The 21,345-nt window shown below is 55.4% G+C and carries 20 protein-coding genes and 1 pseudogene; 12 read left to right on the forward strand and 9 right to left on the reverse strand.

From position 1 onward, the window contains the following. Positions 1-127 precede the first annotated feature (127 nt). Complete coding sequence (locus NFC81_RS03320) at positions 128-1,489, forward strand: ATP-binding protein (RefSeq protein WP_304996119.1); 1,362 nt, start codon at positions 128-130, stop codon at positions 1,487-1,489. 91 nt (positions 1,490-1,580) lie between these two features. Then, the gene (locus tag NFC81_RS03325) at positions 1,581-2,126 is read left to right on the forward strand and encodes a DUF2058 domain-containing protein (protein WP_304996120.1); all 546 of its coding nucleotides are present in this window, start codon (positions 1,581-1,583) and stop codon (positions 2,124-2,126) included. An 8-nt stretch (positions 2,127-2,134) separates the two neighbouring features. Here NFC81_RS03325 and NFC81_RS03330 read toward each other — a convergent pair whose 3' ends face one another. From NFC81_RS03330 to NFC81_RS03340, 3 genes are read right to left on the reverse strand one after another with little or no spacing between them, the layout of a single operon-like run. Beyond that, positions 2,135-2,473 (reverse strand): P-II family nitrogen regulator, encoded by a 339-nt coding sequence (locus tag NFC81_RS03330; RefSeq protein ID WP_304996121.1) that lies wholly within the window; start codon positions 2,471-2,473, stop codon positions 2,135-2,137. A 3-nt stretch (positions 2,474-2,476) separates the two neighbouring features. Beyond that, entirely contained in the window at positions 2,477-3,262 is a 786-nt protein-coding gene (locus NFC81_RS03335; RefSeq protein ID WP_304996122.1) for a DUF1538 domain-containing protein, read from the reverse strand. 9 nt (positions 3,263-3,271) lie between these two features. Beyond that, positions 3,272-4,009: a DUF1538 domain-containing protein gene (locus NFC81_RS03340; RefSeq protein ID WP_304996123.1), complete on the reverse strand. Its 738-nt coding sequence runs from the start codon at positions 4,007-4,009 to the stop codon at positions 3,272-3,274. Between the two features lie 168 nt (positions 4,010-4,177). On the opposite strand from NFC81_RS03340, the gene NFC81_RS03345 reads away from it, so the two are divergent. Next, positions 4,178-4,753, forward strand: coding sequence for a hypothetical protein (locus NFC81_RS03345; RefSeq protein WP_304996124.1), 576 nt, complete (start codon positions 4,178-4,180; stop codon positions 4,751-4,753). Positions 4,754-4,755: 2 nt separating this feature from the next. Here NFC81_RS03345 and NFC81_RS03350 read toward each other — a convergent pair whose 3' ends face one another. Next, positions 4,756-5,628 carry a LysR family transcriptional regulator ArgP gene (locus NFC81_RS03350; protein ID WP_304996125.1) on the reverse strand — a complete coding sequence of 291 codons (873 nt, stop codon included), beginning with the start codon at positions 5,626-5,628 and terminating at the stop codon, positions 4,756-4,758. 89 nt (positions 5,629-5,717) lie between these two features. On the opposite strand from NFC81_RS03350, the gene NFC81_RS03355 reads away from it, so the two are divergent. Further along, entirely contained in the window at positions 5,718-6,320 is a 603-nt protein-coding gene (locus NFC81_RS03355; protein ID WP_304996126.1) for a LysE family transporter, read from the forward strand. Positions 6,321-6,371: 51 nt separating this feature from the next. Here NFC81_RS03355 and NFC81_RS03360 read toward each other — a convergent pair whose 3' ends face one another. Further along, positions 6,372-8,321, reverse strand: coding sequence for a methyl-accepting chemotaxis protein (locus NFC81_RS03360; protein WP_304996127.1), 1,950 nt, complete (start codon positions 8,319-8,321; stop codon positions 6,372-6,374). Between the two features lie 521 nt (positions 8,322-8,842). Between NFC81_RS03360 and NFC81_RS03365 the strand changes: the two genes are divergently transcribed. The 4 genes and pseudogenes from NFC81_RS03365 (at position 8,843) to NFC81_RS03375 (ending at position 10,359) form a co-directional block, all read left to right on the forward strand. Continuing rightward, on the forward strand, positions 8,843-9,166 hold the full coding sequence (locus NFC81_RS03365) for a hypothetical protein (protein ID WP_304996128.1): 324 nt from the start codon (positions 8,843-8,845) through the stop codon (positions 9,164-9,166). Between the two features lie 459 nt (positions 9,167-9,625). After that, positions 9,626-9,766: pseudogene (locus tag NFC81_RS15970) on the forward strand (BrnT family toxin); the annotation flags it as partial. Continuing rightward, a complete protein-coding gene (locus tag NFC81_RS03370) occupies positions 9,744-9,995 on the forward strand; it encodes a BrnA antitoxin family protein (RefSeq protein WP_304996129.1) in 252 nt (83 codons plus the stop codon). The pseudogene NFC81_RS15970 and the gene NFC81_RS03370, both read left to right, overlap by 23 nt. A gap of 85 nt (positions 9,996-10,080) precedes the next feature. After that, positions 10,081-10,359 carry a 2Fe-2S iron-sulfur cluster-binding protein gene (locus tag NFC81_RS03375; RefSeq protein ID WP_304996130.1) on the forward strand — a complete coding sequence of 93 codons (279 nt, stop codon included), beginning with the start codon at positions 10,081-10,083 and terminating at the stop codon, positions 10,357-10,359. 9 nt (positions 10,360-10,368) lie between these two features. Here NFC81_RS03375 and NFC81_RS03380 read toward each other — a convergent pair whose 3' ends face one another. Beyond that, positions 10,369-11,643 carry an FAD-dependent oxidoreductase gene (locus NFC81_RS03380; protein ID WP_304996131.1) on the reverse strand — a complete coding sequence of 425 codons (1,275 nt, stop codon included), beginning with the start codon at positions 11,641-11,643 and terminating at the stop codon, positions 10,369-10,371. Between the two features lie 48 nt (positions 11,644-11,691). Next, positions 11,692-12,606, reverse strand: a complete 915-nt coding sequence (locus tag NFC81_RS03385; protein ID WP_304996132.1) for a LysR substrate-binding domain-containing protein — start codon at positions 12,604-12,606, stop codon at positions 11,692-11,694. A gap of 110 nt (positions 12,607-12,716) precedes the next feature. On the opposite strand from NFC81_RS03385, the gene NFC81_RS03390 reads away from it, so the two are divergent. Beyond that, positions 12,717-13,547, forward strand: coding sequence for a pirin family protein (locus NFC81_RS03390; RefSeq protein ID WP_304996133.1), 831 nt, complete (start codon positions 12,717-12,719; stop codon positions 13,545-13,547). Between the two features lie 352 nt (positions 13,548-13,899). Here the strand turns inward: NFC81_RS03390 and rpsT are convergent, their stop codons facing one another. After that, complete coding sequence (gene rpsT / locus NFC81_RS03395) at positions 13,900-14,166, reverse strand: 30S ribosomal protein S20 (RefSeq protein ID WP_304996134.1); 267 nt, start codon at positions 14,164-14,166, stop codon at positions 13,900-13,902. A gap of 213 nt (positions 14,167-14,379) precedes the next feature. On the opposite strand from rpsT, the gene murJ reads away from it, so the two are divergent. Further along, positions 14,380-15,921, forward strand: a complete 1,542-nt coding sequence (murJ, locus tag NFC81_RS03400; RefSeq protein WP_304996135.1) for a murein biosynthesis integral membrane protein MurJ — start codon at positions 14,380-14,382, stop codon at positions 15,919-15,921. 171 nt (positions 15,922-16,092) lie between these two features. Here murJ and NFC81_RS03405 read toward each other — a convergent pair whose 3' ends face one another. Next, a complete protein-coding gene (locus tag NFC81_RS03405; RefSeq protein WP_370529885.1) occupies positions 16,093-17,388 on the reverse strand; it encodes an NAD(P)/FAD-dependent oxidoreductase in 1,296 nt (431 codons plus the stop codon). A 253-nt stretch (positions 17,389-17,641) separates the two neighbouring features. On the opposite strand from NFC81_RS03405, the gene clpB reads away from it, so the two are divergent. Continuing rightward, entirely contained in the window at positions 17,642-20,215 is a 2,574-nt protein-coding gene (clpB, locus tag NFC81_RS03410) for an ATP-dependent chaperone ClpB (protein ID WP_304996136.1), read from the forward strand. A 185-nt stretch (positions 20,216-20,400) separates the two neighbouring features. Next, on the forward strand, positions 20,401-21,342 hold the full coding sequence (gene ribF / locus NFC81_RS03415; RefSeq protein ID WP_304996137.1) for a bifunctional riboflavin kinase/FAD synthetase: 942 nt from the start codon (positions 20,401-20,403) through the stop codon (positions 21,340-21,342). The last annotated feature ends 3 nt before the right edge of the window (positions 21,343-21,345 follow it).

A 21,345-nucleotide genomic window follows, 5' to 3' on the forward strand; every position in this document is an offset into this window, starting at 1 on the left:
CTGTCCGGGCGTGCGAAAGACCAACCGCTAGAGCTGTGCGGAGCCGAGCGATGAGTGGGCTAAGGCTCAACCTCAGCGCCGGTGGCGTCCTCTTTGCTGCAGTTAACCCTTTGCCGAGTGTTTGAGCGTGGACTCGGAGAAGCGTTTGCGTGAGCAACTGGCGAAACAAGAGCAGGTGATCGCCCAATTGCGCGAGGAACGACCGTCCTCGCAGGTGTTCTTGGATGGCCAAGCGGCGATTTTGTCGACCAACGTGACCGTCGTGGTCGCAGAGTTTCAGTCCCTCATCAATCAGATGGTTCCTAACGATTATTGCCTTTTGTTCTCTCTTGCCGAGACGAATTATCTTTTGCTCGCGGATTCCTCGGATAATATTGATGGCTTGTTGCCGGACGAGAGTCGTGCGCGCTATCCGGCGCTTTCATTAGACAAATTGTTGTATGTCCCTGATGTTCGAGCATTTCCGTCGTGGGTGGCGGAGTACTCCGCTACGTGGCCGCTGTTACGTTCCGCCCTTATTCAACCCATTGCCACCGACCACAATCGATACGCCCTATTGTTGGGCTCCTCACGACCTGACGCTTTTGAGCAGCAGCATGTAGAGCTGTTCGCCTCCTTTGCGGCCTTTGCGAGCAAGACCATTGCGCATATTGAAGAGCGTACACGGCAAGAGCTCTACGAGCGTAGCTTGCAGCAATCGGAAAAAATGCTCTCCCTCGGTCAACTGGCAGCCGGTGTGGCGCATGAAATTAACAATCCGCTCAGTTTTGTGTACAGCAATTTCAAGTCGTTAAACGAATACATCAGCAGCCTGCGCAGCTACATTTCGGGCCTCGAACACACTATGGCGGAGCCGGACTTCGAAGTGCGACAAAAAACCATGGCGCGTTTGAAACAAGAATCTAACCTGGACTTCGTGCTGGACGATCTCGGGGATTTGATGGCTGAAACTGAAGTCGGCATAGGGCGCGTAAAAGAAATTGTGTCCAGCCTTAAGACATACGCCCAACCGGATACTGGCGAAATCAGACCGCTTGATTTGCGTGAGGTTATTGCCTCGGCACAAAAAATGGTGCTGGGGGATCTCAAGTACAAAGCCGTAGTGGAGTATGACTTGGCCCCTCGCCCCGTGTGGGTGATGGGGAATTCGTCGCGCTTGAATCAAGTCTTTGTGAGCCTAATCATCAATGCCATTCAGTCGATTGATCATGATGATGGCAAGGTGAAGGTGAAGATTGAAGAGCGCAAAGGGATGGCGGTGGTCACCGTGTACGACAACGGCTCCGGTATCCCGCAAGAAAACGTTAGTCGTATTTTTGAGCCCTTTTTCACCACACGAGAAGTTGGTGAGGGCAGTGGGTTGGGCCTCTCTGTCAGCAAAGCCATTGTGGAAGAGCACAAGGGCCGTCTGTCCGTGCGCAGTGAGCTAAAAAAAGGGTCCAGCTTTCGAGTCATTTTGCCGGTTACTTCTACCAAGGGTTCAAACTAGTGCGCAGTGGTAGCCGGTTGGCTGGCATTTATGGCTTGAATGCGACAGTATAGCCGCCATTAAAATGAGTTCAGTTAAAAAGGCGTGATGGATGGCAAAGTCTCTCGCAGATCAGCTCTTAGGGGCTGGCTTGGTCGACAAAAAGAAGGTCAAACAGGCCAAGCAAGAAAAGCGCATACAAACGAAGCAAGTGCTAAAAGGTCACCTTGAAGCAGACACCTCGTCGCAAGAGCGACTGGCGCAGCAGCGCGCCGAGAAAGCAGAGCGTGACCGCCAGTTGAACGAACAGCGGGTAGCGGAAGAACGCGCCAAGGCGATTCGCGCGCAAGTGAAACAAATGTTGCAGCAGAGCAAGCAAGTGGTAGCGGGCGATGTGCGCTTCAGCTTTACCGACGCGCGCACTCGCAAGATCAAACAGATGTATGTTACTGCGGCCATTCAAGAACAGTTGGCGCGCGGGCAGTTGGTGATCTGTGCTGACAACGACAGCTACGTGGTCGTACCGCGCAACGTGGCCGACAAGGTTGCAGAGCGTGCGCCGGATGTGGTGATCTTCGTTGCCGAGCCTTCGGCGCAGCAGTTGGATGAAGACGATCCGTACAAGGACTTCCCTATCCCTGACGACTTGATGTGGTAAGGCAAGCCTTACCGCTTGTCGTGTAACGACTGCATTTGATGGCTCACTCCTAGGGCGTTTTCAACGTCGAGCTGCAATACAATGCCGGTGCCGGGGGTGTCATCAAACTGGCCGACCTCGGCAATGCGTTGCATCACCGCATCGGCCAACGACTCGTTGACCAAAAACAGCAACACATCACGCTGGGCTTGTAATTCCAGCCCGAAAATCCCGCGGGTTTTACGCAGTCCTTCACCACGCGCATTGTTGATGACGGTGCAGCCAGTGGCACCAGCATCGCGCGCGGCGTCCATGATGGGGTCGGTCAGGCTGTCTTCTACAAAGGCGATTAAAAATTTGAACGACATGGATCAGTCTCCTTTAGGGTATGCAGTCTGGCGGCGTGCGCGGTCGCGCCGAAACCGCCATTGGGCTATTTGGGCGTAGCCCATCACACTGATGATGGGGAACAAGCAGGCTAAAGCAATCATGCCAAAGCCATCGGCCAACGCACTGCGGCCTTCGATGTTGCTGGCCAGGCCTAAACCTAGGGCGGCGATGATGGGTACGGTGATGGTTGAGGTGGTCACTCCGCCAGAGTCAAACGCCAATGGAATGATGTTGCGCGGTGCCAGCAAGGTTTGCACCACCACCAGTACATAGGCACCACTGATCATCCATACCAAGGGCACGCCAGACACAATACGCCAGGTGCCTAAGGCGATACCAAAGGCCATGCCTATAGCCACGGCTATGCGCAAAGAGAAAGGGTTAATGGTGCCACCGGATATCTCACCGGCCTTCATGGATACAGCGATCAATGCCGGCTCGGCGATGGTGGTGCTGGCGCCGATCAAGAAAGCAAAAGCGTAGATCCAATAGAAATCGCGCCAGTGACGAGTGGCTCCCTCGCTCAGCGGTGGCAAGAACTCTTCAGACGACAATTGCACCGCCATCAACTCACCGAGTGGAAACAACGCCATCTCCAGCCCCAGCAAAAATAAGCTGAGACCCACTAACACCAGTACAAAACCCATCAGGACGCGCGGCAGGTGGACCATGGGGCGGCGAATGACGGCGTATTGCATCACAAACACAATCGCCAGGATGGGCAACAGGTCAAACAGGGTCGAAAGCAATACAGTCAACAGCGGCATAACGACTCCTTAAAAACGAATGACGGCCAGCGCCAGCACGAAAATAATGGGCATCACCGAAGCAAAGGCGATCAAACCGAAACCATCCAACATGGGGTTGCGTCCTTTGATCGCTGCCGACAACCCCACGCCGAGTGCCGTGACTAAGGGCACGGTAATGGTGGAAGTGGTGACACCGCCTGAATCGTAGGCTATGCCGATGAGCGTGGCAGGTGCCAGTGTCGTCAAAACCAGCACGACGGCGTAGCCGCCAATGATCAACAGATGCAACGGCCAGCCGGTCAGTATGCGTAGCACGCCCAGCATCACAGCGCAGCCTACTGACACCGCAACGGTTAAGCGCAGGGTCAAGGCAAACCGTGCGTGGGCGGCAGCATCATTCGCAATTAAACCTTCCAGCGCCAGAGCCTCAGCGGCCTTTCCCGCCACCGCGATTAAGGCGGGTTCGGCGATGGTGGTGCCGAATCCGAGCGCGAAGGCGAACGTCATCAACCAAAACGCCGAGCCTTTTTGCGCAAAGGCTTTCGCCAAGTGTTCACCGACGGGAAATAGCCCCAGTTGCAACCCCTGAATGAACAGGGTAAGGCCTAGCACCACGAAGACTAGGCCTAATAGCAGCTCAGATAAAGCAATGTGTTCTGGCAGGGGGCGCTGTAAGACGATGATCTGGAAAAACAGAACCACCAGCACCACGGGGGCCAGATCCCGCAGGCTGCCCAGCGTGGCGCGGGCAAATGTTGTGAGCATATTGAGTCCCTTTCTAGCCAGTATGGATCATAGGGTGAATCATCTCGATGAGCTATGCATTGACACAAGACAACAAAGCAGCGTCAATAGAGCTAAGTCGTTGGGTGGGATCAGGTGAGAAATGAGGCCCGATAGCCCATGCAAAGGATTTAACATAACGGAGAAAAAATGCACCCAGCCCCCACCTTTCTAAATCTATCATACCGGTTCTGGACGCTTATCGCTGCCTTAGACGTGTTGCTATTCACCTTCGTGATCATGCCATGGGGGGCGGCAAGGCTCACGGACTACTCCGGTGGGTTAGGGCCATACGATGTCATGCTCAGCTATTCTCCGGAATTGTTTTATCAGATTGCGGAAGCCCTGGGTGATGCCGGGCGGCGCTTTTATATTGGCTTTCAACTGATCGCTGACACAGCCTACCCGCTGACCTACGGCCTGTTCGCCTATTTCCTTCTTACTTGGTTGTGTTACACCGCATGGCCCGAGCGTTTGTGGTTTCGGCGCATCTATTGGATACCAGTGGTCACGGTGGTGCTGGATTTTTTCGAAAATGGCCTGATCGTCGCCCTGTTGTGGCAGTACCCGGCGCAACACCCTGCTTGGGTGCAATTGGCCAGCACCATGACGACCCTGAAGTGGGTGTCGGTGATGGTGGGGAGTTTGGTGGTGGTTGTTTTGGCCGGTGCAGCCTTGCGCCGGTTTCTGGTGGAACGTGGGCAGCGTGTGGATAACGGCGGATGATCTCAAGGCTCAATGACTAATTTGGTCCGCGCTACCTGCAATACCCGCTGCCGCAACGCCGCCAAAACCGGGCTGTCGCTGGCCCAATAATGCCAATAGAGTGGGGTATCCAAATGATAGAGCGGCACCACGTCACGCAGCCTGCCTTGTTGGATCAATTGATCAACTTGCAGCGCTGGTATCATCCCAAAACCTAACCCCGCCACAGCGGCTTGCACGAAGCCTTCAGATGATGGTACCAAGTGAACCCGTTGCGGTGCGCCTGCTCCAACGTCTGTCAAGAAACGATGTTGCAAGGGATCATCACGGTTAAATACCAGACAAGGCGCGTGGGCTAAGCGCGTGATGTCCTGGCGCAGGTTATGGCGTGCAATAAAGTCCGGACTGGCCACCGCGCGATAGCGCAGATTCCCTACAGCGACGGCCCTGCCACCGTTGACCGCTTCAGCTGCACCACACAGACAGGCCATAACGTCGCCTTGGCGCATGCGGCGTAACCCTACGGCTTGGTCTTCCACAACAACGTCAAAGCACACGTCGGGATACTCTGACAGCACCAAGGCAGCGGGTAGCCACGTGGCCAGTGAGTCGGCGTTCACCGCGATGCGGATCGTCAAAGGTGTGCTGTCGCCCGACAATGCCAAACCAGACTCGAGCAACTGCACATGTTGCCAATGATGGTGCAGGCGTTGCCCTAATTCCGTCGCGCGTGGCGGTGTGCTGCGAATCAACACCGGCTGACCCAATTGGTGCTCCAGTTGTTTGACGCGTTGGCTGATCGCCGATTGGGTGAGGTGCAGGTGAGCGGCGGCGCGCTCAAAGCCTCCGTGCTCCAGCACGGCCGCCAGCGCCCGTAACAGTCGATAATCAATCATAAGTATTCCTAATGATACAGTACCATTATGCGTTGGATTAATGATAGCGCCTGCGGTTAATCTGCTCTAGCACTGATTAGGAGGTGGGTATGTTGTGGTCATTAGTAACGGGCTTTGTGGTCGCCATTGGTTTGATCGTGGCGATTGGCGCGCAGAATGCGTGGGTACTGAGCCAGAGTATGCGTGGCGGGCATCGTGGGGTGATCGCCATGGTGTGTATCCTGTGCGATGCAGGCTTAATCATTTTAGGCGTGTATGGCATTCAACAGGTGCAGGCGCTACTGCCGTCTTTGGTGCCAGTGCTGACGGCGTTGGGTATTGCGTTGCTGCTGTGGTTGTCTTGGCAGGCCACGCGACGGGCGTGGTTGGGCACTTCAGGATTGCAGGTCAGCAGAGCAGATACGCCCGACAGCCGCTGGAAAACCGCCGGTACGGCCTTGGGCATCACCCTGCTGAACCCCCATGTGTATTTGGATACAGTGGTGCTGATTGGCAGTGTCGGCGCGCAGCAAGCGCAGCCTCTGTGGTTTACGGTGGGGGCGTGTTTGGCGTCATTCGCGTGGTTCAGCGCCTTGACGGGCTTCGCTCCCCGCCTGGCCCGCTGGTTAAGTTCGCCCGCACGGTGGCGGGCGTTTGATGCCGGAATGGCCGGATTGTTGTTGCTGGTGGCGGTGTCCTTGGTGCCGCTGTAACAGCCGCGGCGTAGGGCGGGTGTTTACACCCGCCGCTCTGCTTTATGCACCTCAAATGCCTTGAAACACCCCCACATTGGCGCGCAGTTTCTCGACTTCTTTATTGATGTTTCGCGTGGCCGTATCCGTCTGTTCACACAGATCACGCGTACGGCGGCCATGGTCATTCAGCAACGTCATGTGGTGGCTGATCTCACTGACCGCGGTGCTTTGCTCCTGCGTGCCAGAGGCTATTTGACGGTTCAGATCAAAGATACTGGCTAGACCAGACGCCATCTTGCTCAGTAGCGACTGGGTTTCCACCACACTGCTGAGGCCGTCTTCGCCGTGTCGCGCGCTCTCTTGCATGCGGGCATACACCTCGTCGACCGCGCCAGTCAGTTGCAGAATCATGGCTTGAATGTCGTTGGTGGAGTCGTGTGTGCGTGAAGACAGGGTGCGTACCTCGTCGGCCACCACTGCAAACCCGCGTCCGTGTTCACCAGCTCGCGCTGCTTCAATGGCCGCATTCAACGCCAGCAAATTGGTCTGCTCAGAAATGCCACGAATCACATCAATGACCTGCACAATGTTGTCGGTGGTGGTTTTCAAGCGCGCCAGATCCTGTTCATTTTTCTGCAAGCTGGTTTCTAAGGCCGTGATTTTCTGCACGCTTGCTTCCAAGTGGTCGGTAGCCTGTTGCAGTTGGGCTCGCCCTTGCTCGGAATGATCGCTCACGTTGTGCGCCAGATCGGCCACTTCACGTACCTGCCCGGTGATCTCTTCCATCGACGCCGAGACGCTTTCCAGTGAGCTTTGTTGCTCCTGCGCCGAATGGCTTACGTCGGTGGCGTAGCCAGTGAGCTGTGTAGAGGCGGCCGAGGTGTTCTCAGCGGTGACGTTCACCTCAGAAATAGCCCCGGCAATGCGGTCTATCAAGGAGTTGATATGGTCGGCTAAATCCCCCAGCTCGGCTTTGTCTCGTAACTGCACTCGTTCACCGAGGTCGAGGTTCGCGGTGATGTGCCGCACTTGTCGTTGCAATTGCACGATCGGCTGGCTGAGGTTATGCACCACAGGCCAGAGCACCGCTGTACACACCAGCAACAGCACCGCACCCACAATCAGGCTGATGTGCAGCAGTTGGCGAATAGGGGCCATGATTTCACGGCGCTCAATTTCAGCCACGATAAAACGCTGAATGGACGGTAGCCAGAGCGAGCCGATCAGCAACTCTTCGCCGCCAATGGTGATCTCCCGAACCTCGAAGCGGCGTTCGGCCGCAAGAATGTCCTGCGCATCGGGCAGTGCGCTTAAGCTGGGCAGTATGCCGGTGGCCGACCGCACCTCGATCTCGCCCTGCCGATTAGCCAGCATCACACGACCAGTTTCGCCAATGCGATAGTCTTGCAGCATCGAGGTCAGTTGGTCCATGTTCATGCCCACGCCACCCACAATCAGCGGGTTTTGGCCCGAGCGGACCTGACTGCTGTAGTTCACGAAAATGAACAGGCTGTCGCCCGTGAATTCATCGGTGTTCAAGTTCAATTCGTACGTTTGGCCGGAGCCCACGAAGTTGAAGTACCAGTCGTCGCCGCTGTCCGTCAGCACTTCACGTACTATGAGTTCACCTTGGTCGTACAAATAGAAGTAAGTCTGACCGTTGATGTGGGGGGTGATGAACAAGTTGTCGGCGCCTAACCTCTCGTGCATAGCAGACAGGTAAGCTGTGATCGCCCCATGTTCACTGACGGGCGCACCGGCACGCACCCAGTTCTGCAAATAAGTGCTGTTGACCAGCATAGACGAACCGGTGATGCCGGGCTCAATGCGCAACGCGATGTCGTTACCCAGCGCATCAAGCTGAGCCGGCAGTTCGCGGGCGAACACATCCTGCAAGCGGGAGGTTTGGTAGAGGTGGGTTTGAATACTTAAAGCTATAATGAGCGTCGCACTGAGCAACAGCGCCAGTGCAATGTACAGGCGAGAACGTATCGCCAAACGGTTCCATATATTCAGCATGAGCAAGTACCTTCTAAGCGGATGACTGGGTTTAGATGTGTGGCATCTTTTGTCGTCTGCGGTTATATCCTTGTGACGTGTTCAGGGTGTGATCTGCTTTTCTAAGCACTGGCCTGAGCACCTTTAGAGTGTAGACCAGATTGCGGAAAGCGCTTTAAACTGGAGAGAATTAAGTCGAAAGGACTGGATAGTAATCACAATGACAAAAGCAAGGAGAGACAATGAGTACCAAAAACCCACTAGATCCAGCTGAAATACAGAGCGTTGAAGCGCCTGGAGCTTCTGATTGAAGAACGCGGGTTACTCTCAACAGCCTTGCCTCTCGGCCCCTCTCAGGTGGACGTATCCATACGGGTGAGGGTAGTTAGAACACTGGGGAGGATTGGTTGTTCGAACATTAAGCCATAGAGGTTTTTGGTCCAGACAGAACCGTAGAGTCCCAGTTGGTGCTGCCGCAGCACATCGCTCAAAGTGGCACGCATGTGTTGGTTGATCTGCTACTGCCTGCTCGGCGGTCCTATATGAAAATGTATATGGGGGATTTCGATGAAAACGGTTTGCCAGATATTTTGATGTGGGGCAAGGTTTATCATAGTCGGATGTCGGACGATCCGATAAAAGGCTTTGAATTGGTAGGGCAGAACTGGCTGCATTACAGCAAAACCCCAGCAGGTGTATACGATATTCAGGACACCGACGCCGAGACCATCCGAGACTGGCTATCCGTCAAGAACCTCACATGGAGCCAAGGCTATCCAAGATACAGCGAGTGTGAAGGGGAAGAAGGCCAGCTGGTGCCTGAATGGCACGACCCGCTGCTGAACGACCCGGATGTGTTGCAGTAGGTCATTTGACCCGAGGCGTTATTGATCATTTGTATCTAATGCCCCCTACTTCTATACGTTACCAGCAACAATGAATGTCACAAAATTTTACGCCAATGAATGCAGTCGGTTGGCGCACGGAGAATATGGAAATGTGCTTACAGTCATCAGGTACACGGGGTTGTAAATGCGGGTGAACTAGCGTGGTGTTCGTCGTGGTGCTCGTCGTGGTGCTCGTCGTGGTGCTCGTCGTGGTGCTCGTCGTGGTGCTCGTCGTGGAGAGTGACGAACGAAGAGCATTAGCGTAGAATTGTACGTACAAATGTAAATACAGGAGTGGGCATGCTCTTTGAGCGGGATGAAGTCAAGAATAGGATCAATATTCGAAAGCATGGAATCGACTTCGCAGATGTCAAAGACATGTTTAACCACCCCATGTTGACTTTACTGGATGACCGAGAAAACTAGGGTGAAGAGCGCTGGATAGGCATTGGCTGGATACAACATCTTATTGGTGTTGTGGTGTATATAGAGCGCCATGAAGGTACGATCCGAATCATCTCGGCCCGAAAAGCGACCAACTACGAGGTACGTCGTTATGAGCAAAGCATCAAAGACTGATTGGAAACGACTATCTGACATGGATGATGAAGCCATTGATACCAGCGACATTCAAGAACTGGATGATGCTTTTTTCCAGAATGCGGAACTCCGAGTCCCGTCCAAACAGCCGGTTACATTGCGCCTAGATAGTGATGTTTTGGTTTGGTTTAAGTCTCAAGGCCAAGGCTACCAGACCCGAATTAACAAGTTACTGCGCAGCTACATGGAAAGCCAGACTCGCCGCTAGGACCGATACACCTAGTCTGTGGTGAGTTCGAAACATTGCTGTAGTCTCTAGTATAAAGGCGTTGAGTCGCACAGAGGCATTGCTCATGTCGATTTATATTCAAGTGGAAGCGCAGCGGTATGCCACGCAAACAGGCGAAACACTGTACGAAGCGCTTGCTCGCCATGGCTTGGCGGTGCGCAAAGCCTGTGTGAACGGGGCGTGTGGTGTGTGTCGTTGCCGTTTGGTGGCGGGCGCTGTCGACTACCGCGGGCGACAGCCGTATGGCCTCGACGAAACGGCTCGCAGCGAAGGGTATATTTTGCCTTGTATCGCCTATGCAGAGGGTGATGTAACGCTCAACGAGCTACGTATAGTGCGCTGATGCGTATGTTTATCGCACTTGAGCTCTTATTAACAATTCAGACACCACGTTGAGGCGATCCTCCGGGCTGCGCTGTTCCGCCCGTAGGGCGTTTTCTCCCGTTGAGAACGCACAAAGAGTAGGGCTGCCCGTCACTTGTGTCATATCTACAAATGTCTCGTACGGTGGGGCAGTGGGGCCGGTAATTAAGAATCCCAGCCGGTCACCCCAGCACCGTTCCGGAAAACGGAAAAACGTTTTAGCCACTTTGCCAAAACCGATGTTGCTTAGACAGCGTTGCACATCGGATGGCAACGACGGTGACACATGCAGGCGCTCATCTCTTAGGGCGGTGACTGGCGTGGCGCAGATTACGTGATCTGCAAGCAGGGTCTGTCCATCGCGGGTGCGTACGGCCCACTGTGACGCAGATTTTTCCAGCGCGAGAACTTGCTGGTTCAGTTTTATATCCAAGCCTGCCGCTCGTCGTGCTATGGCGTCTGGTAGTCCACCTGTAATGAGATGATTTTGCCCGGTCAAAAAATACGGCTCTTCACGGTGTTCAACACTGAGTTCATGCAATGGGGCAGAAATCAGACTGCTGTAGGCGAAGCGTATCCAGCCGTCCAGTACGTGCTGGTCTGCTGCGTTCTCTGGCTTTAAGGCGTTTTCTTCTGCACTTCTTTGCCGCGCTTCAGCCACACTCAGGGAAAGTCCTGTCTGGGTATTCCAGTGGCTTTCTAAGCGGGCCAAGAGAGCCGACACGCGCTCAACGCAGGCGTTGGAGATTTGCCCGTGGTCTACCAAAAAGGTGTTGACCGGTTGCCAATTCGGCCAGGCTACATGGCTGACGTCTGAGGCTAAGGGATGCGACTGATGCCCGTGCAGCCACGCGCCGCCTAAGGGAACGCTGACGCCCATGCTGCTGTCGGAGCGTGCGCGCCCACCCACAAAAGGGGAGGCTTCCAGAACGGTAACAGCGTAGCCTTGTTGACTTAAAAGCTGTGCGGCTGATAGTCCGGCGAGGCCAGCGCCTATAACAATGACTTGCTGAGCGGCATTGCCCTGAGCTAATACATTGTGTGCCGCACGTTCGCCGCTGAACACAGCGCCGTGCAGGGTGCCTGGTCCATCGGCCCAATTGTATTCACCGGCCAGCCATAAATTGGGCAGTATTTCTTGTGCCAGCCGTTGGCGATCATCGGGGGTGCCTTGCGGGCGCAAAAAAGAATACACCCCGCCGAAAAGCGGGTTACTGTTCCAGTCGCTGACGACTGAGTGCGTCGGTCGCATTGATATGTGCACGAAGCGTTTCCTCGCTGGGTTCTTTGGTCGGTACTGCTCTGTAGCGCGCTATGTTGGTAGGCCGCTGATCTGTACTAAGTGAAGATGCTGCATGACCCATTGATGCGTTTTGTCGCTGTCGCCCTGACGCCAGCCCGCAACGATTTGAATGTCGGAAACATCGGGCTGGTCGACCAGTTCTTTCACCACCAATTCGCCGCTGAGTACTTCTTTTTGAATACGGTGCAGGGGCAGGAAACCGATCCCCAAACCCTGTTTTTGCGCGGTGATTTTGGTGCCCATGTCCGGCACCATCACTTCGCGCTTGCGTTTGCGTATCCCGGCGGTCAGCGGTGCAATCTGTCGTGCGGTATCTTTTACCGTGACCACTGGGTAGTCGGCCATGTCGTCTTCGGTCAGGGCGTGTTCACCGGCGGCGAGGGGGTGGTTTCTGGCTACCGCCAGCACCATTTGCATGTTGCCAATGACCTGCGTTTGAATGCCTGCAGCATTAGGTTTCGACAAATTGGGTGCCAACACCAAGTCGACCTGATGGTTGATCAACAACTCCCACGTGCCGGAGAGCGTGCCTTGCTGAATGTGAATGGGCACCCAAGGGATGTCTTGCTGAGCTTGGCTGAGCAGCGGGACGACTTGGCTGAAGTCCAATACATGGTCGAGCGCCAAGCTGTATTGCGTCGTCCAACCATCGGCCAAGCGCTGCGAACTGTGGGCCAAGTTATCAAGCGAGGTCAGAATATGGCGACCTTCTTTTAAAATATGCCGCGCACTTTCAGTCCACTCCGCGCGGTGTCCGCTGCGGTCAAATAAGATGATGTCGAGGTCTTTCTCGCATTTTTGCAGGGTGTAGGTCAGTGCCGAAGGGACCTTATGCAAATGCTCGGCGGCGGCGGCGAAACTGCCGTGGCGGTCAATGGCGTCGAGCGTCTTGATCAAATCAATGGTGATGGGGTTGTGGGCCATGGGTGGCACTCATTCAAACTTTTTGAAATCATCCGCCAGATTATTCCGTTATTCAAGTGTTGTTGCCGGGTCTAAGCTACCAGCATCACTCAAATGAAGAGGAAATGATCATGAGCACCAGAACAGTGACCCGTTTAGCCAAGGGCATGCCGACACAAGACGGCGCGGGCGTGAGTCTGTCGCGCATCATTGGCAATCCGTATTTGCAGCGTTTGGACCCCTTCCTGATGCTGGATGAATTCAAGTCGGACGACCCGAACGACTACATTGCGGGCTTTCCATCGCACCCGCACCGCGGCTTTGAAACAGTGACCTACTTGATCGAAGGCAGTGTGCGCCACCGCGACCACATGGGCAGCGAAGGTTACTTGGGGCCTGGCTCCATTCAGTGGATGACGGCAGGGCGTGGCATTATTCACGAAGAAATGCCGCAGCAAGAGAATGGTTTACTGTGGGGTTTTCAGCTGTGGGTAAACCTGCCAGCCAAAGACAAGATGATTAACCCGCGCTACCAAGACATTCCTGCGAGCGACGTGCCCGAGGTAGATGTACCCGTGGGCAAGGTGCGCGTGTTGGCGGGCTCACTGAATGGCGTGACCGGCCCGGTCAGTGGTGTGGCGACGCAGCCGCGCTTCTTTGATGTGCGTTGGCAGCAAGCGGGTGACTTTGAACACGAGTTGCCTGTCGAGCACACCGGTTTCATTTACGCCTACAAGGGTGAGTTGAACGTGGCGGGTCAGGTTATCCGTGAAGGTGAGGTAGCCGTGTTGAGCGAAGGCGAGCGCGTAGTGATCCAAGCACAAGCCGACAGCGGCGCGTTGTTGATCGCCGGTCAGCCCCTGAAAGAGCCCGTGGCGCAGTACGGGCCATTCGTGATGAATACGCCGCAAGAAATCGAGCAGGCTATTCGTGATTTTCAGTCAGGGCGATTGGTATCATAGTTACTAACTTCCGTTAAGCACCATGGGCTCTCGGGGTGTGCCATCAGCGCTTCACGGCAGGCCGAAAGGCGCGCTTTATGGCACACACCCTGCGCCCACTGCAGTTCAGCATCATGGAACTATCTGAAAGCAGATTGACTGATACTCAATCTGATTTTTTGGCCTCTGCCTTGGAGTCAGGATCAAGTAGGGCGCAGGGCGTATGCCTCAAGGTGCGCGTTTAGGCCTGCCGGAGCGCGCCGGAGGCATACCCCGAGAGCCCTGCGGACTAAAACCGCCACACACAAAAAAGCCAGCTTACGCTGGCTTTTTTTCTGCCTCCGAAGAGACGCTAGGACCTTGTCGGTCGTTATTACGCTTTCAGCGCTTTAACGTGACCAGACAAACGGCTCATGGTGCGCGAAGCTTTGTTCTTGGAGATAATGCCCTTACGAGCCATACCGTCCAATTTAGGCTGTGCGGCAGACAAAGCGGTTTTGGCTGCCTCGTAATCGCCAGTTTCAATCTGAGCAACTACTTTCTTCACATATGTGCGGACCATAGAGCGCAGGCTAGCATTGTGTGCACGGCGGACTACCGACTGACGTGCACGTTTACGAGAACCAGGGTTGTTTGCCACAGTGTGTGCGCTCCTATTACAAAATTAAGCTCATGATAGGTGTTTAATTAACAAACCCCACCAAAGAGAGCGCGCGATTCTAGAGCGACTGCCCAGTGTTGTCAACCAAAACGCATGATGATGCCGATATAGGTAGATGTGGAGTCACTACGCAGGGCGGTAATTTTCCATTACACTGCGGCAACTTCAAGTTGCGTTAGGAATATACACGCCATGGCTGGTTCCCGCCTACTAAAAAGCTCCGCGATTGTCAGTGCCGGTACCATGACGTCACGCGTGCTCGGGCTGGTACGTGACGTCGTCATGGCCGCCGTACTGGGCGCCACCAACGCCGCCGATGCGTTTTACGTCGCGTTCAAAATCCCTAACTTCTTCCGCCGCCTGTTTGCCGAAGGCGCGTTCGCACAGGCTTTTGTGCCGGTGCTGGCAGAGTATAAAGAAGAAGGTGGCTTGGCGGCTGTACAGGCGTTGGTCAATCGCGTCTTTATGGCGCTGGGTTTCTCGTTGTTTGTGGTCTGTACATTGGCCTTAATAGCCGCACCAGGCATAACATGGTTATTTGCCTCGGGTTTTCACCAATACCCCGACAAACTGGCCCTGACCACCGAACTGATCCGCATCACCTTTCCTTATTTAGGCTTTATTTCGCTGACCGCCTTTGCGGGCGGCATTCTGAACACCTATGGGCGCTACGCCATTCCGGCGTTAACGCCTGTATTGCTTAACCTAAGCTTAATAGGCGCGGCTTTTTGGCTAACGCCCTATGTGCCCACCCCTGCACACGCTTTTGCGTGGGGCGTGTTTATTGCCGGGGTGGCGCAGTTGCTGTTTCAGGCACCGTTCTTGGTGCAGTTGTCGTTGTTGCCGAAACCGGTATGGGACTGGCGACACCCCGGTGTCACGCGGATTCTGAAATTAATGGCCCCGGCAATGCTGGGGGTGAGCGTGGCGCAGATCAATTTGCTGCTCGATACCGTGCTGGCTTCTTGGTTGGAAGCGGGCAGCGTGGCGTGGCTGTATTACTCGGACCGTTTGGTTGAATTACCGCTGGGTGTCATCGGTATCGCCATTGCCACTGTAGTGCTGCCGTCGCTGTCGGCAGAAGTTGCCAAAAAAGACGACACCGCCTTCCGTGACAGCCTGCATTGGGCCACGCGCATTGTGCTGTTGCTGGGTGTGCCCGCGGCCGTCGCCTTAGCGGTGCTGGCGGTGCCCATTCTCAGTACGCTGTTCTTCTACGGTGCAATGACGGCGAATGACGTCACACGCAGTGCGCACAGTTTGATGGCGTACAGCGGTGGCTTGGTGGCCTTTATGCTGGTGAAAGTGTTGGCCCCCGGATTTTTCAGCCGACAGGACATGCGTACGCCGGTACGCATTGCCATCATCGCCTTGGTGGCCAACATGGTGTTTAACCTGATACTGATCTGGCCGTTGGCGCACGTCGGGTTAGCATTGGCGACTACGATGTCCGCCTGGCTGAACGCCGGACTCTTGGCCGCCGGTTTAACCAAAGTGGGTTTGTTTAACCCAATCGCTTTGTTGCGCCATCCGCGTACCCTGGGTGTGTTAATGGCCTCGGGCGCTATGGCGGCGGTATTGTGGGCGCTGATGCCGGGCACGCAATGGTGGTTAGATGCCGAGCTGTGGGGGCGAGTCCGCGCGTTAACGGCACTGGTGGTCGTAGGCATGTTGGTTTATGCGGTGGCGTTACTCGCCACTGGATGGCGTTTGCGGCATCTGACGCGCCAATAGCAATTCTTCGCGCCGCTTGTGTGGAGAGGGCTGCGATCCTACGTCGAACCTTACCGTATACCTCTTCGCGCAGAGGGCTGCGCTCCTACGTTGAAGCTTACCTGTAGGAGGGCTGCGCTCCTACTGGCCGAACCTTGCCCGTAGGAGGCCAGCCCCCTGGCCGAACCCTCTCTAATGCAACTTCAAACGCGGTTTCAAAATGTGATTCACCCGCTTCACAACGGCAATCAAAATCATCCGCAGCCAGCCGTGCAACGCGAGCTGATGCAGGCGATACAGCGAGATATACATCACCCGCGCCAAGCGTCCTTCAATCATCATGCTGCCCTTGGTCAGGTTGCCCATCAGGCTACCGACCGTGCTGTAGTGACTGAGGGAGATCAGCGAGCCATGATCTTTGTACTCAAAGGCCTTCAATGGCTTGCCAGCCAGTGTCGCTACAATATTGCGATACACTAAGGAAGCCATTTGGTGCGCTGATTGCGCGCGCGGCGGTACCCACTTGCGATCGGGCAGCGGACAGGCGGCGCAGTCGCCAATCACATGAATGTGTGCATCGTCGGCCGGGTTCAGGTGGGTATTAACGACGACCTGATTAGCGCGGTTGGTTTCCAATCCGCCGATTTGGTGCATGAAGTCCGGGGCTTTGATGCCCGCCGCCCACACCATCAAGTCACTGGCGATCAGTTCACCGTCTGCGGTGTGCAGCCCCAAATCATCGGCTTTAACAACCTTGGCCTGTGTCCGTACATCCACACCCAGCGCGCGCAGCTCTTGTTGCGCGGACAAGGCAATGCGGTCCGGCAGCGCCGGTAAAATGCGTTGGCCCGCCTCCAGCAAGGTAACTTTTAAGTGCTTGAGTGACACACGGTCGAGCCCATACACCTTGAACAGTTCCGCCGCATTGTAGAGTTCTGCCGCCAGCTCGACGCCCGTCGCACCACCGCCCACAATGGCGATGTTCAACTGGGCTTCGGGAAACGTTTCCAACTGTTGATCCAAGCGCAAAAAGCCGTGCACCAAGCGCTGTCGAAAACGCTCGGCTTGCTGGTGCGTGTCGAGAAAGATGCAGTGCTCGGCAATGCCTTCTACGCCGAAGTCGTTCGATACCGAGCCAATGGCGAGCACCAGATGGTCGTAGTTGAGCGTCCGTTCCGGCAAAACGTCTTTGCCTTCTGGCGACTGTAAGGGCGACAGCGTAATGGTTTTGGCCGTGCGGTCCAGTTGGCTCATGGTGCCGAGCACGAAGCGAAAGTGGTGGTTGTGCGCGTGCGCGCGGTAACTGACTTCGTCGACCCCGGCGTCGAGCGAGCCAGTGGCAACTTCGTGCAGCAGTGGTTTCCAGATGTGCGTTTGGTTGCGATCCACCAGAGTGATTTGAGCGCGCTTGCGTTTACCCAGTTTGCGCCCTAGGCGCGTTGCTAGGCCAAGGCCGCCGGCCCCTCCACCAACGATGACAATGTGCATGATGACATGCTCCCTTCAATTGAAAATCCGTGGGGCGCGCCAAGTGCTCTAAACTGGTAACGATAAGCAACGTGCTGCCCGAGGGTTGATCATGCGCGCTTATAGCGAGCGAAACAAGCGCCGACTGTGGGGTGAACTTAGCTCGCTTGATTGATCCAGCTCAATGGTTTAGCGGTACTCGGTAGTTGAAAAGCGCGAGTTACTCCCCCATAACTACAGCAATTCAAGAATTTGTTCCTACAGGAGGAGCACCATGCGTATTGATCGCCTGACCAGCAAGCTTCAGCTGGCACTGTCTGACGCGCAGTCAATTGCCGTCGGTCGAGACCATAATTTCATTGAGCCGGCGCACTTGCTGCTCGCCTTGCTTGACCAGCAAGGGTCGAGCATCTTGCCCATGTTACGTCACGCGAACGTCAGTCCGGCCAAGTTGCGCGCCGCGACGGAAGAATACCTGCAACAAATGCCCACCATCGACAACCACGATGGCGACGTGCACATGTCGAATGACTTGGGCCGCGTGATGAACATGGCCGATAAGCTGGCGCAGAAAAAGCAGGATCAGTTCTTGTCCAGCGAGCTCGTATTGCTTGCCATGACACAAGACAAAAGCAGCATCGCTCGTTTGCTGGCAGACAGTGGCCTAACCGCCGCTGCGTTGGAGTCCGCGATTGAAACCGTACGCAATGGTGACAAAGTAGATTCGCAGGAATCCGAAGACGCTCGGCAAGCGCTCGATAAATACACCGTGAATCTGACCGATCGTGCTTTGCAGGGCAAGTTGGACCCGGTGATCGGTCGCGACGACGAAATTCGCCGTACCATTCAGGTATTACAGCGTCGCCGTAAAAACAACCCCGTGCTGATCGGTGAGCCTGGCGTGGGTAAAACTGCGATTGTGGAAGGCTTGGCGCAGCGTATTGTGAACGGTGAGGTGCCCGAAAGCCTTAAGAACAAACAAGTATTGTCGCTCGACTTGGGCTCCTTGTTGGCCGGGGCAAAGTATCGCGGTGAATTTGAAGAGCGCTTAAAATCGGTGCTTAACGAATTGGCCAAGCAAGACGGCCAGATCATCCTGTTCATCGACGAATTGCACACCATGGTCGGCGCCGGTAAAGGCGAAGGCGCGTTGGACGCCGGTAACATGCTGAAACCTGCCTTGGCACGCGGAGAGCTGCACTGTGTGGGCGCCACTACGCTGAACGAATACCGCCAATACATTGAGAAAGACGGCGCGCTGGAACGTCGCTTCCAGAAGGTGCTGGTGGAAGAGCCAGGCGAAGAGGCCGCTATTGCCATTATGCGCGGGCTGAAAGAGGCCTATGAGGTGCACCATGGCGTGAACATCACCGACTCGGCATTGATCTCTGCCGTCACCCTGTCGCAGCGTTACATCACCGACCGCCAACTGCCGGATAAAGCGATTGATTTGATCGACGAAGCGGCCAGTCGCATCCGGATGGAAATTGACTCCAAGCCAGAGTCGATGGACCGTTTGGAACGCCGCTTGATTCAGCTCAAGATCGAAGCCGAAGCCTTGAAGAAAGAAGAGGATGCGGCGGCACGTAAACGGCTGGAGCAACTGCGTAAAACCATTACTCAAGTGGAGCGCGAGTACGCCGATTTAGACGAAATCTGGAATACCGAAAAGGCTTCTTTGCAAGGCTCGCAGAAGATCAAAGAGCAATTAGAAGAAGCGCGCAAACAAATCGAAGCGGCGCGCCGTAAAGGTGATTTGGCGCTGATGTCAGAATTGCAGTACGGCCGCATTCCCGACCTGGAGCGCCAGTTAGATATGGCCAGCCAAGCCGAAATGATGGACATGCAGTTGCTGCACAACAAGGTAACGGAAGAGTCCATTGCGCAGGTCATTGCGCGCTGGACCGGCATTCCGGTGGAAAAAATGCTCGAAGGCGAGCGCGACAAATTGGTACGCATGGAGGAGGCGCTGCACGCCAAGGTCATTGGCCAGCACGAAGCCGTGGTGTCGGTGTCCAACGCAGTGCGGCGTTCGCGTTCGGGCTTGTCTGACCCGAATCGTCCCAATGGCTCGTTCCTGTTCTTGGGGCCGACTGGGGTGGGTAAAACCGAACTGTGCAAAGCCTTGGCGGAATTCTTGTTTGATACGCAAGACGCCATGGTGCGCATTGATATGTCGGAATTTATGGAGAAGCATTCGGTCGCGCGCTTGGTCGGTGCGCCTCCGGGCTACGTCGGCTACGAAGAGGGCGGTTATTTGACCGAAGCCGTGCGCCGTCGCCCGTACAGCGTGATTCTGCTCGACGAAGTGGAAAAAGCGCACCCTGACGTATTCAATATCCTCTTGCAGGTGTTGGATGACGGTCGTCTGACCGATGGGCAGGGCCGCACCGTGGACTTCCGCAATACGGTGATTGTGATGACCTCGAACTTGGGCAGCGATGTCATTCAGACGCTGGCGGGCGAGGCCAATTACGCCGCCATGAAGAGCGCGGTAATGGATGTGGTGGGCACGCATTTCCGCCCCGAGTTCATCAACCGGGTGGACGAAATTGTGGTCTTTCACCCGCTGGAAGAAACGCAGATTCGGGGCATTGCCGAAATTCAACTGGGCATGTTGCGTAAGCGGTTGGGCGAGCAGCAATTGGGCTTGAGCTTGACCGATGTCGCCATGAGCTTGTTGTGTGAAGCGGGTTATGACCCCGTGTACGGGGCACGTCCGTTGAAGCGCAGCATTCAGCGCGAAGTCGAAAACCCATTGGCAACGGCCTTGTTGAAGGGTGAGTTTGCGCCGGGTGAGACGATCCAGGTGGATGTGCAAGACGGCGTTCTGACCTTCAACTCTTAGCCTTGGATGCGCGCTGGCCCCTCGGTGATTGTTCGCGCAGAGGGCTGCGCTCCTACGTCGAACCGTACCCGTAGGAGGCCAGCCCCCTGGCCGAACCCCAGCGCGGCTACCGGCAACCATAACACCGGTAGCCGCACGTCTTTATGCTCGCTATAATGGCGCACCTTTAAACAGAAAGTATATTTGTGAAGTTACTGCGAGGCAGCCAGTCGGGCTCACGTCCGCAACAGTCCACAGTGGTTACCGTCGGTAACTTCGATGGTGTGCACCTAGGGCATCAGCAATTGCTGAGTGCGCTGCGCGACTACGGGTTTAAACATCAGCTGGAAACGGCCGTCGTCCTGTTTGAGCCGCAGCCCAAGGAGTACTTTCTCGGCACTGAAGCGCCACCTCGTTTGTCATCTTTACGTGAAAAATTAACCCTTTTGAAAGCCTTTGGCATTGATTGGGTGTGGGTGGTGCGGTTCAATCAGGCGTTCGCCGCGCAAACACCAGAAGCCTTTATTGACCGTTATTTGGTGGAGGGGTTAAAGGCCCGGCATGTGGTGGTGGGCGACGACTTCCGGTTTGGCAGTCAGCGGCGCGGCGACCTGGCCCTGTTGCAAGCGGTTGGACGGGACCACCAATTCAGCGCCGAAGGCACGGGCTCTTTTGTCGCTGCCGACCAGCGTGTTAGCAGTACAGCGATTCGCGATGCTTTGCTCGCGGGTGATATGGCATTGGCGGAGTCCTTACTGGGCCGTCCCTATAGTTTGGCTGGCCGCGTGATCCACGGGCAGCAACTGGGCCGCAAACTCGGCTTTCCGACCGCCAACATCGGCCTAGGGCGCTATCGTCGTGCAGTGAACGGTGTGTACAGTGTTTGGGTGCAGATTGGTGAGCGCGCCGAGCGCTTGCCCGGCGTGGCGAACGTAGGGGTAAAGCCCAGCTTTTCCCATCTCGCGCCCCTGTTAGAAGTGCATTTGTTGGATCAGAGTATTGACCTCTATGGTCAGGTGCTAAACGTAGAGTTTGTAGAAAAAATTCGCGATGCGCGCAAGTTCGATACACTCGCAGACTTGCAAGCACACATTCAGAAAGATACCGAAACCGCTCGCGCTCAACTGGCGCGACAGAGGAATGAATAGAAG

Source organism: Salinispirillum sp. LH 10-3-1 (assembly GCF_030643825.1).
Classification (GTDB): Bacteria; Pseudomonadota; Gammaproteobacteria; order Pseudomonadales; family Natronospirillaceae; genus Salinispirillum.

Bases quoted from the DNA above. Each gene is read 5' to 3' on its own strand.
- NFC81_RS03385 (WP_304996132.1), bottom strand. From the start codon at position 12,606: ATGGCCCACAACCCCATCACCATTGATTTGATCAAGACGCTCGACGCC.
- NFC81_RS03330 (WP_304996121.1), bottom strand. From the start codon at position 2,473: ATGTCGTTCAAATTTTTAATCGCCTTTGTAGAAGACAGCCTGACCGAC.
- NFC81_RS03345 (WP_304996124.1), top strand. From the start codon at position 4,178: ATGCACCCAGCCCCCACCTTTCTAAATCTATCATACCGGTTCTGGACG.
- clpB (WP_304996136.1), top strand. From the start codon at position 17,642: ATGCGTATTGATCGCCTGACCAGCAAGCTTCAGCTGGCACTGTCTGAC.
- NFC81_RS03360 (WP_304996127.1), bottom strand. From the start codon at position 8,321: ATGCTGAATATATGGAACCGTTTGGCGATACGTTCTCGCCTGTACATT.
- NFC81_RS03335 (WP_304996122.1), bottom strand. From the start codon at position 3,262: ATGCCGCTGTTGACTGTATTGCTTTCGACCCTGTTTGACCTGTTGCCC.
- NFC81_RS03355 (WP_304996126.1), top strand. From the start codon at position 5,718: ATGTTGTGGTCATTAGTAACGGGCTTTGTGGTCGCCATTGGTTTGATC.
- NFC81_RS03340 (WP_304996123.1), bottom strand. From the start codon at position 4,009: ATGCTCACAACATTTGCCCGCGCCACGCTGGGCAGCCTGCGGGATCTG.
- NFC81_RS03350 (WP_304996125.1), bottom strand. From the start codon at position 5,628: ATGATTGATTATCGACTGTTACGGGCGCTGGCGGCCGTGCTGGAGCAC.
- NFC81_RS03390 (WP_304996133.1), top strand. From the start codon at position 12,717: ATGAGCACCAGAACAGTGACCCGTTTAGCCAAGGGCATGCCGACACAA.
- NFC81_RS03405 (WP_370529885.1), bottom strand. From the start codon at position 17,388: ATGCACATTGTCATCGTTGGTGGAGGGGCCGGCGGCCTTGGCCTAGCA.
- NFC81_RS03365 (WP_304996128.1), top strand. From the start codon at position 8,843: ATGAAAATGTATATGGGGGATTTCGATGAAAACGGTTTGCCAGATATT.
- murJ (WP_304996135.1), top strand. From the start codon at position 14,380: ATGGCTGGTTCCCGCCTACTAAAAAGCTCCGCGATTGTCAGTGCCGGT.
- NFC81_RS03325 (WP_304996120.1), top strand. From the start codon at position 1,581: ATGGCAAAGTCTCTCGCAGATCAGCTCTTAGGGGCTGGCTTGGTCGAC.
- NFC81_RS03375 (WP_304996130.1), top strand. From the start codon at position 10,081: ATGTCGATTTATATTCAAGTGGAAGCGCAGCGGTATGCCACGCAAACA.
- NFC81_RS03370 (WP_304996129.1), top strand. From the start codon at position 9,744: ATGAGCAAAGCATCAAAGACTGATTGGAAACGACTATCTGACATGGAT.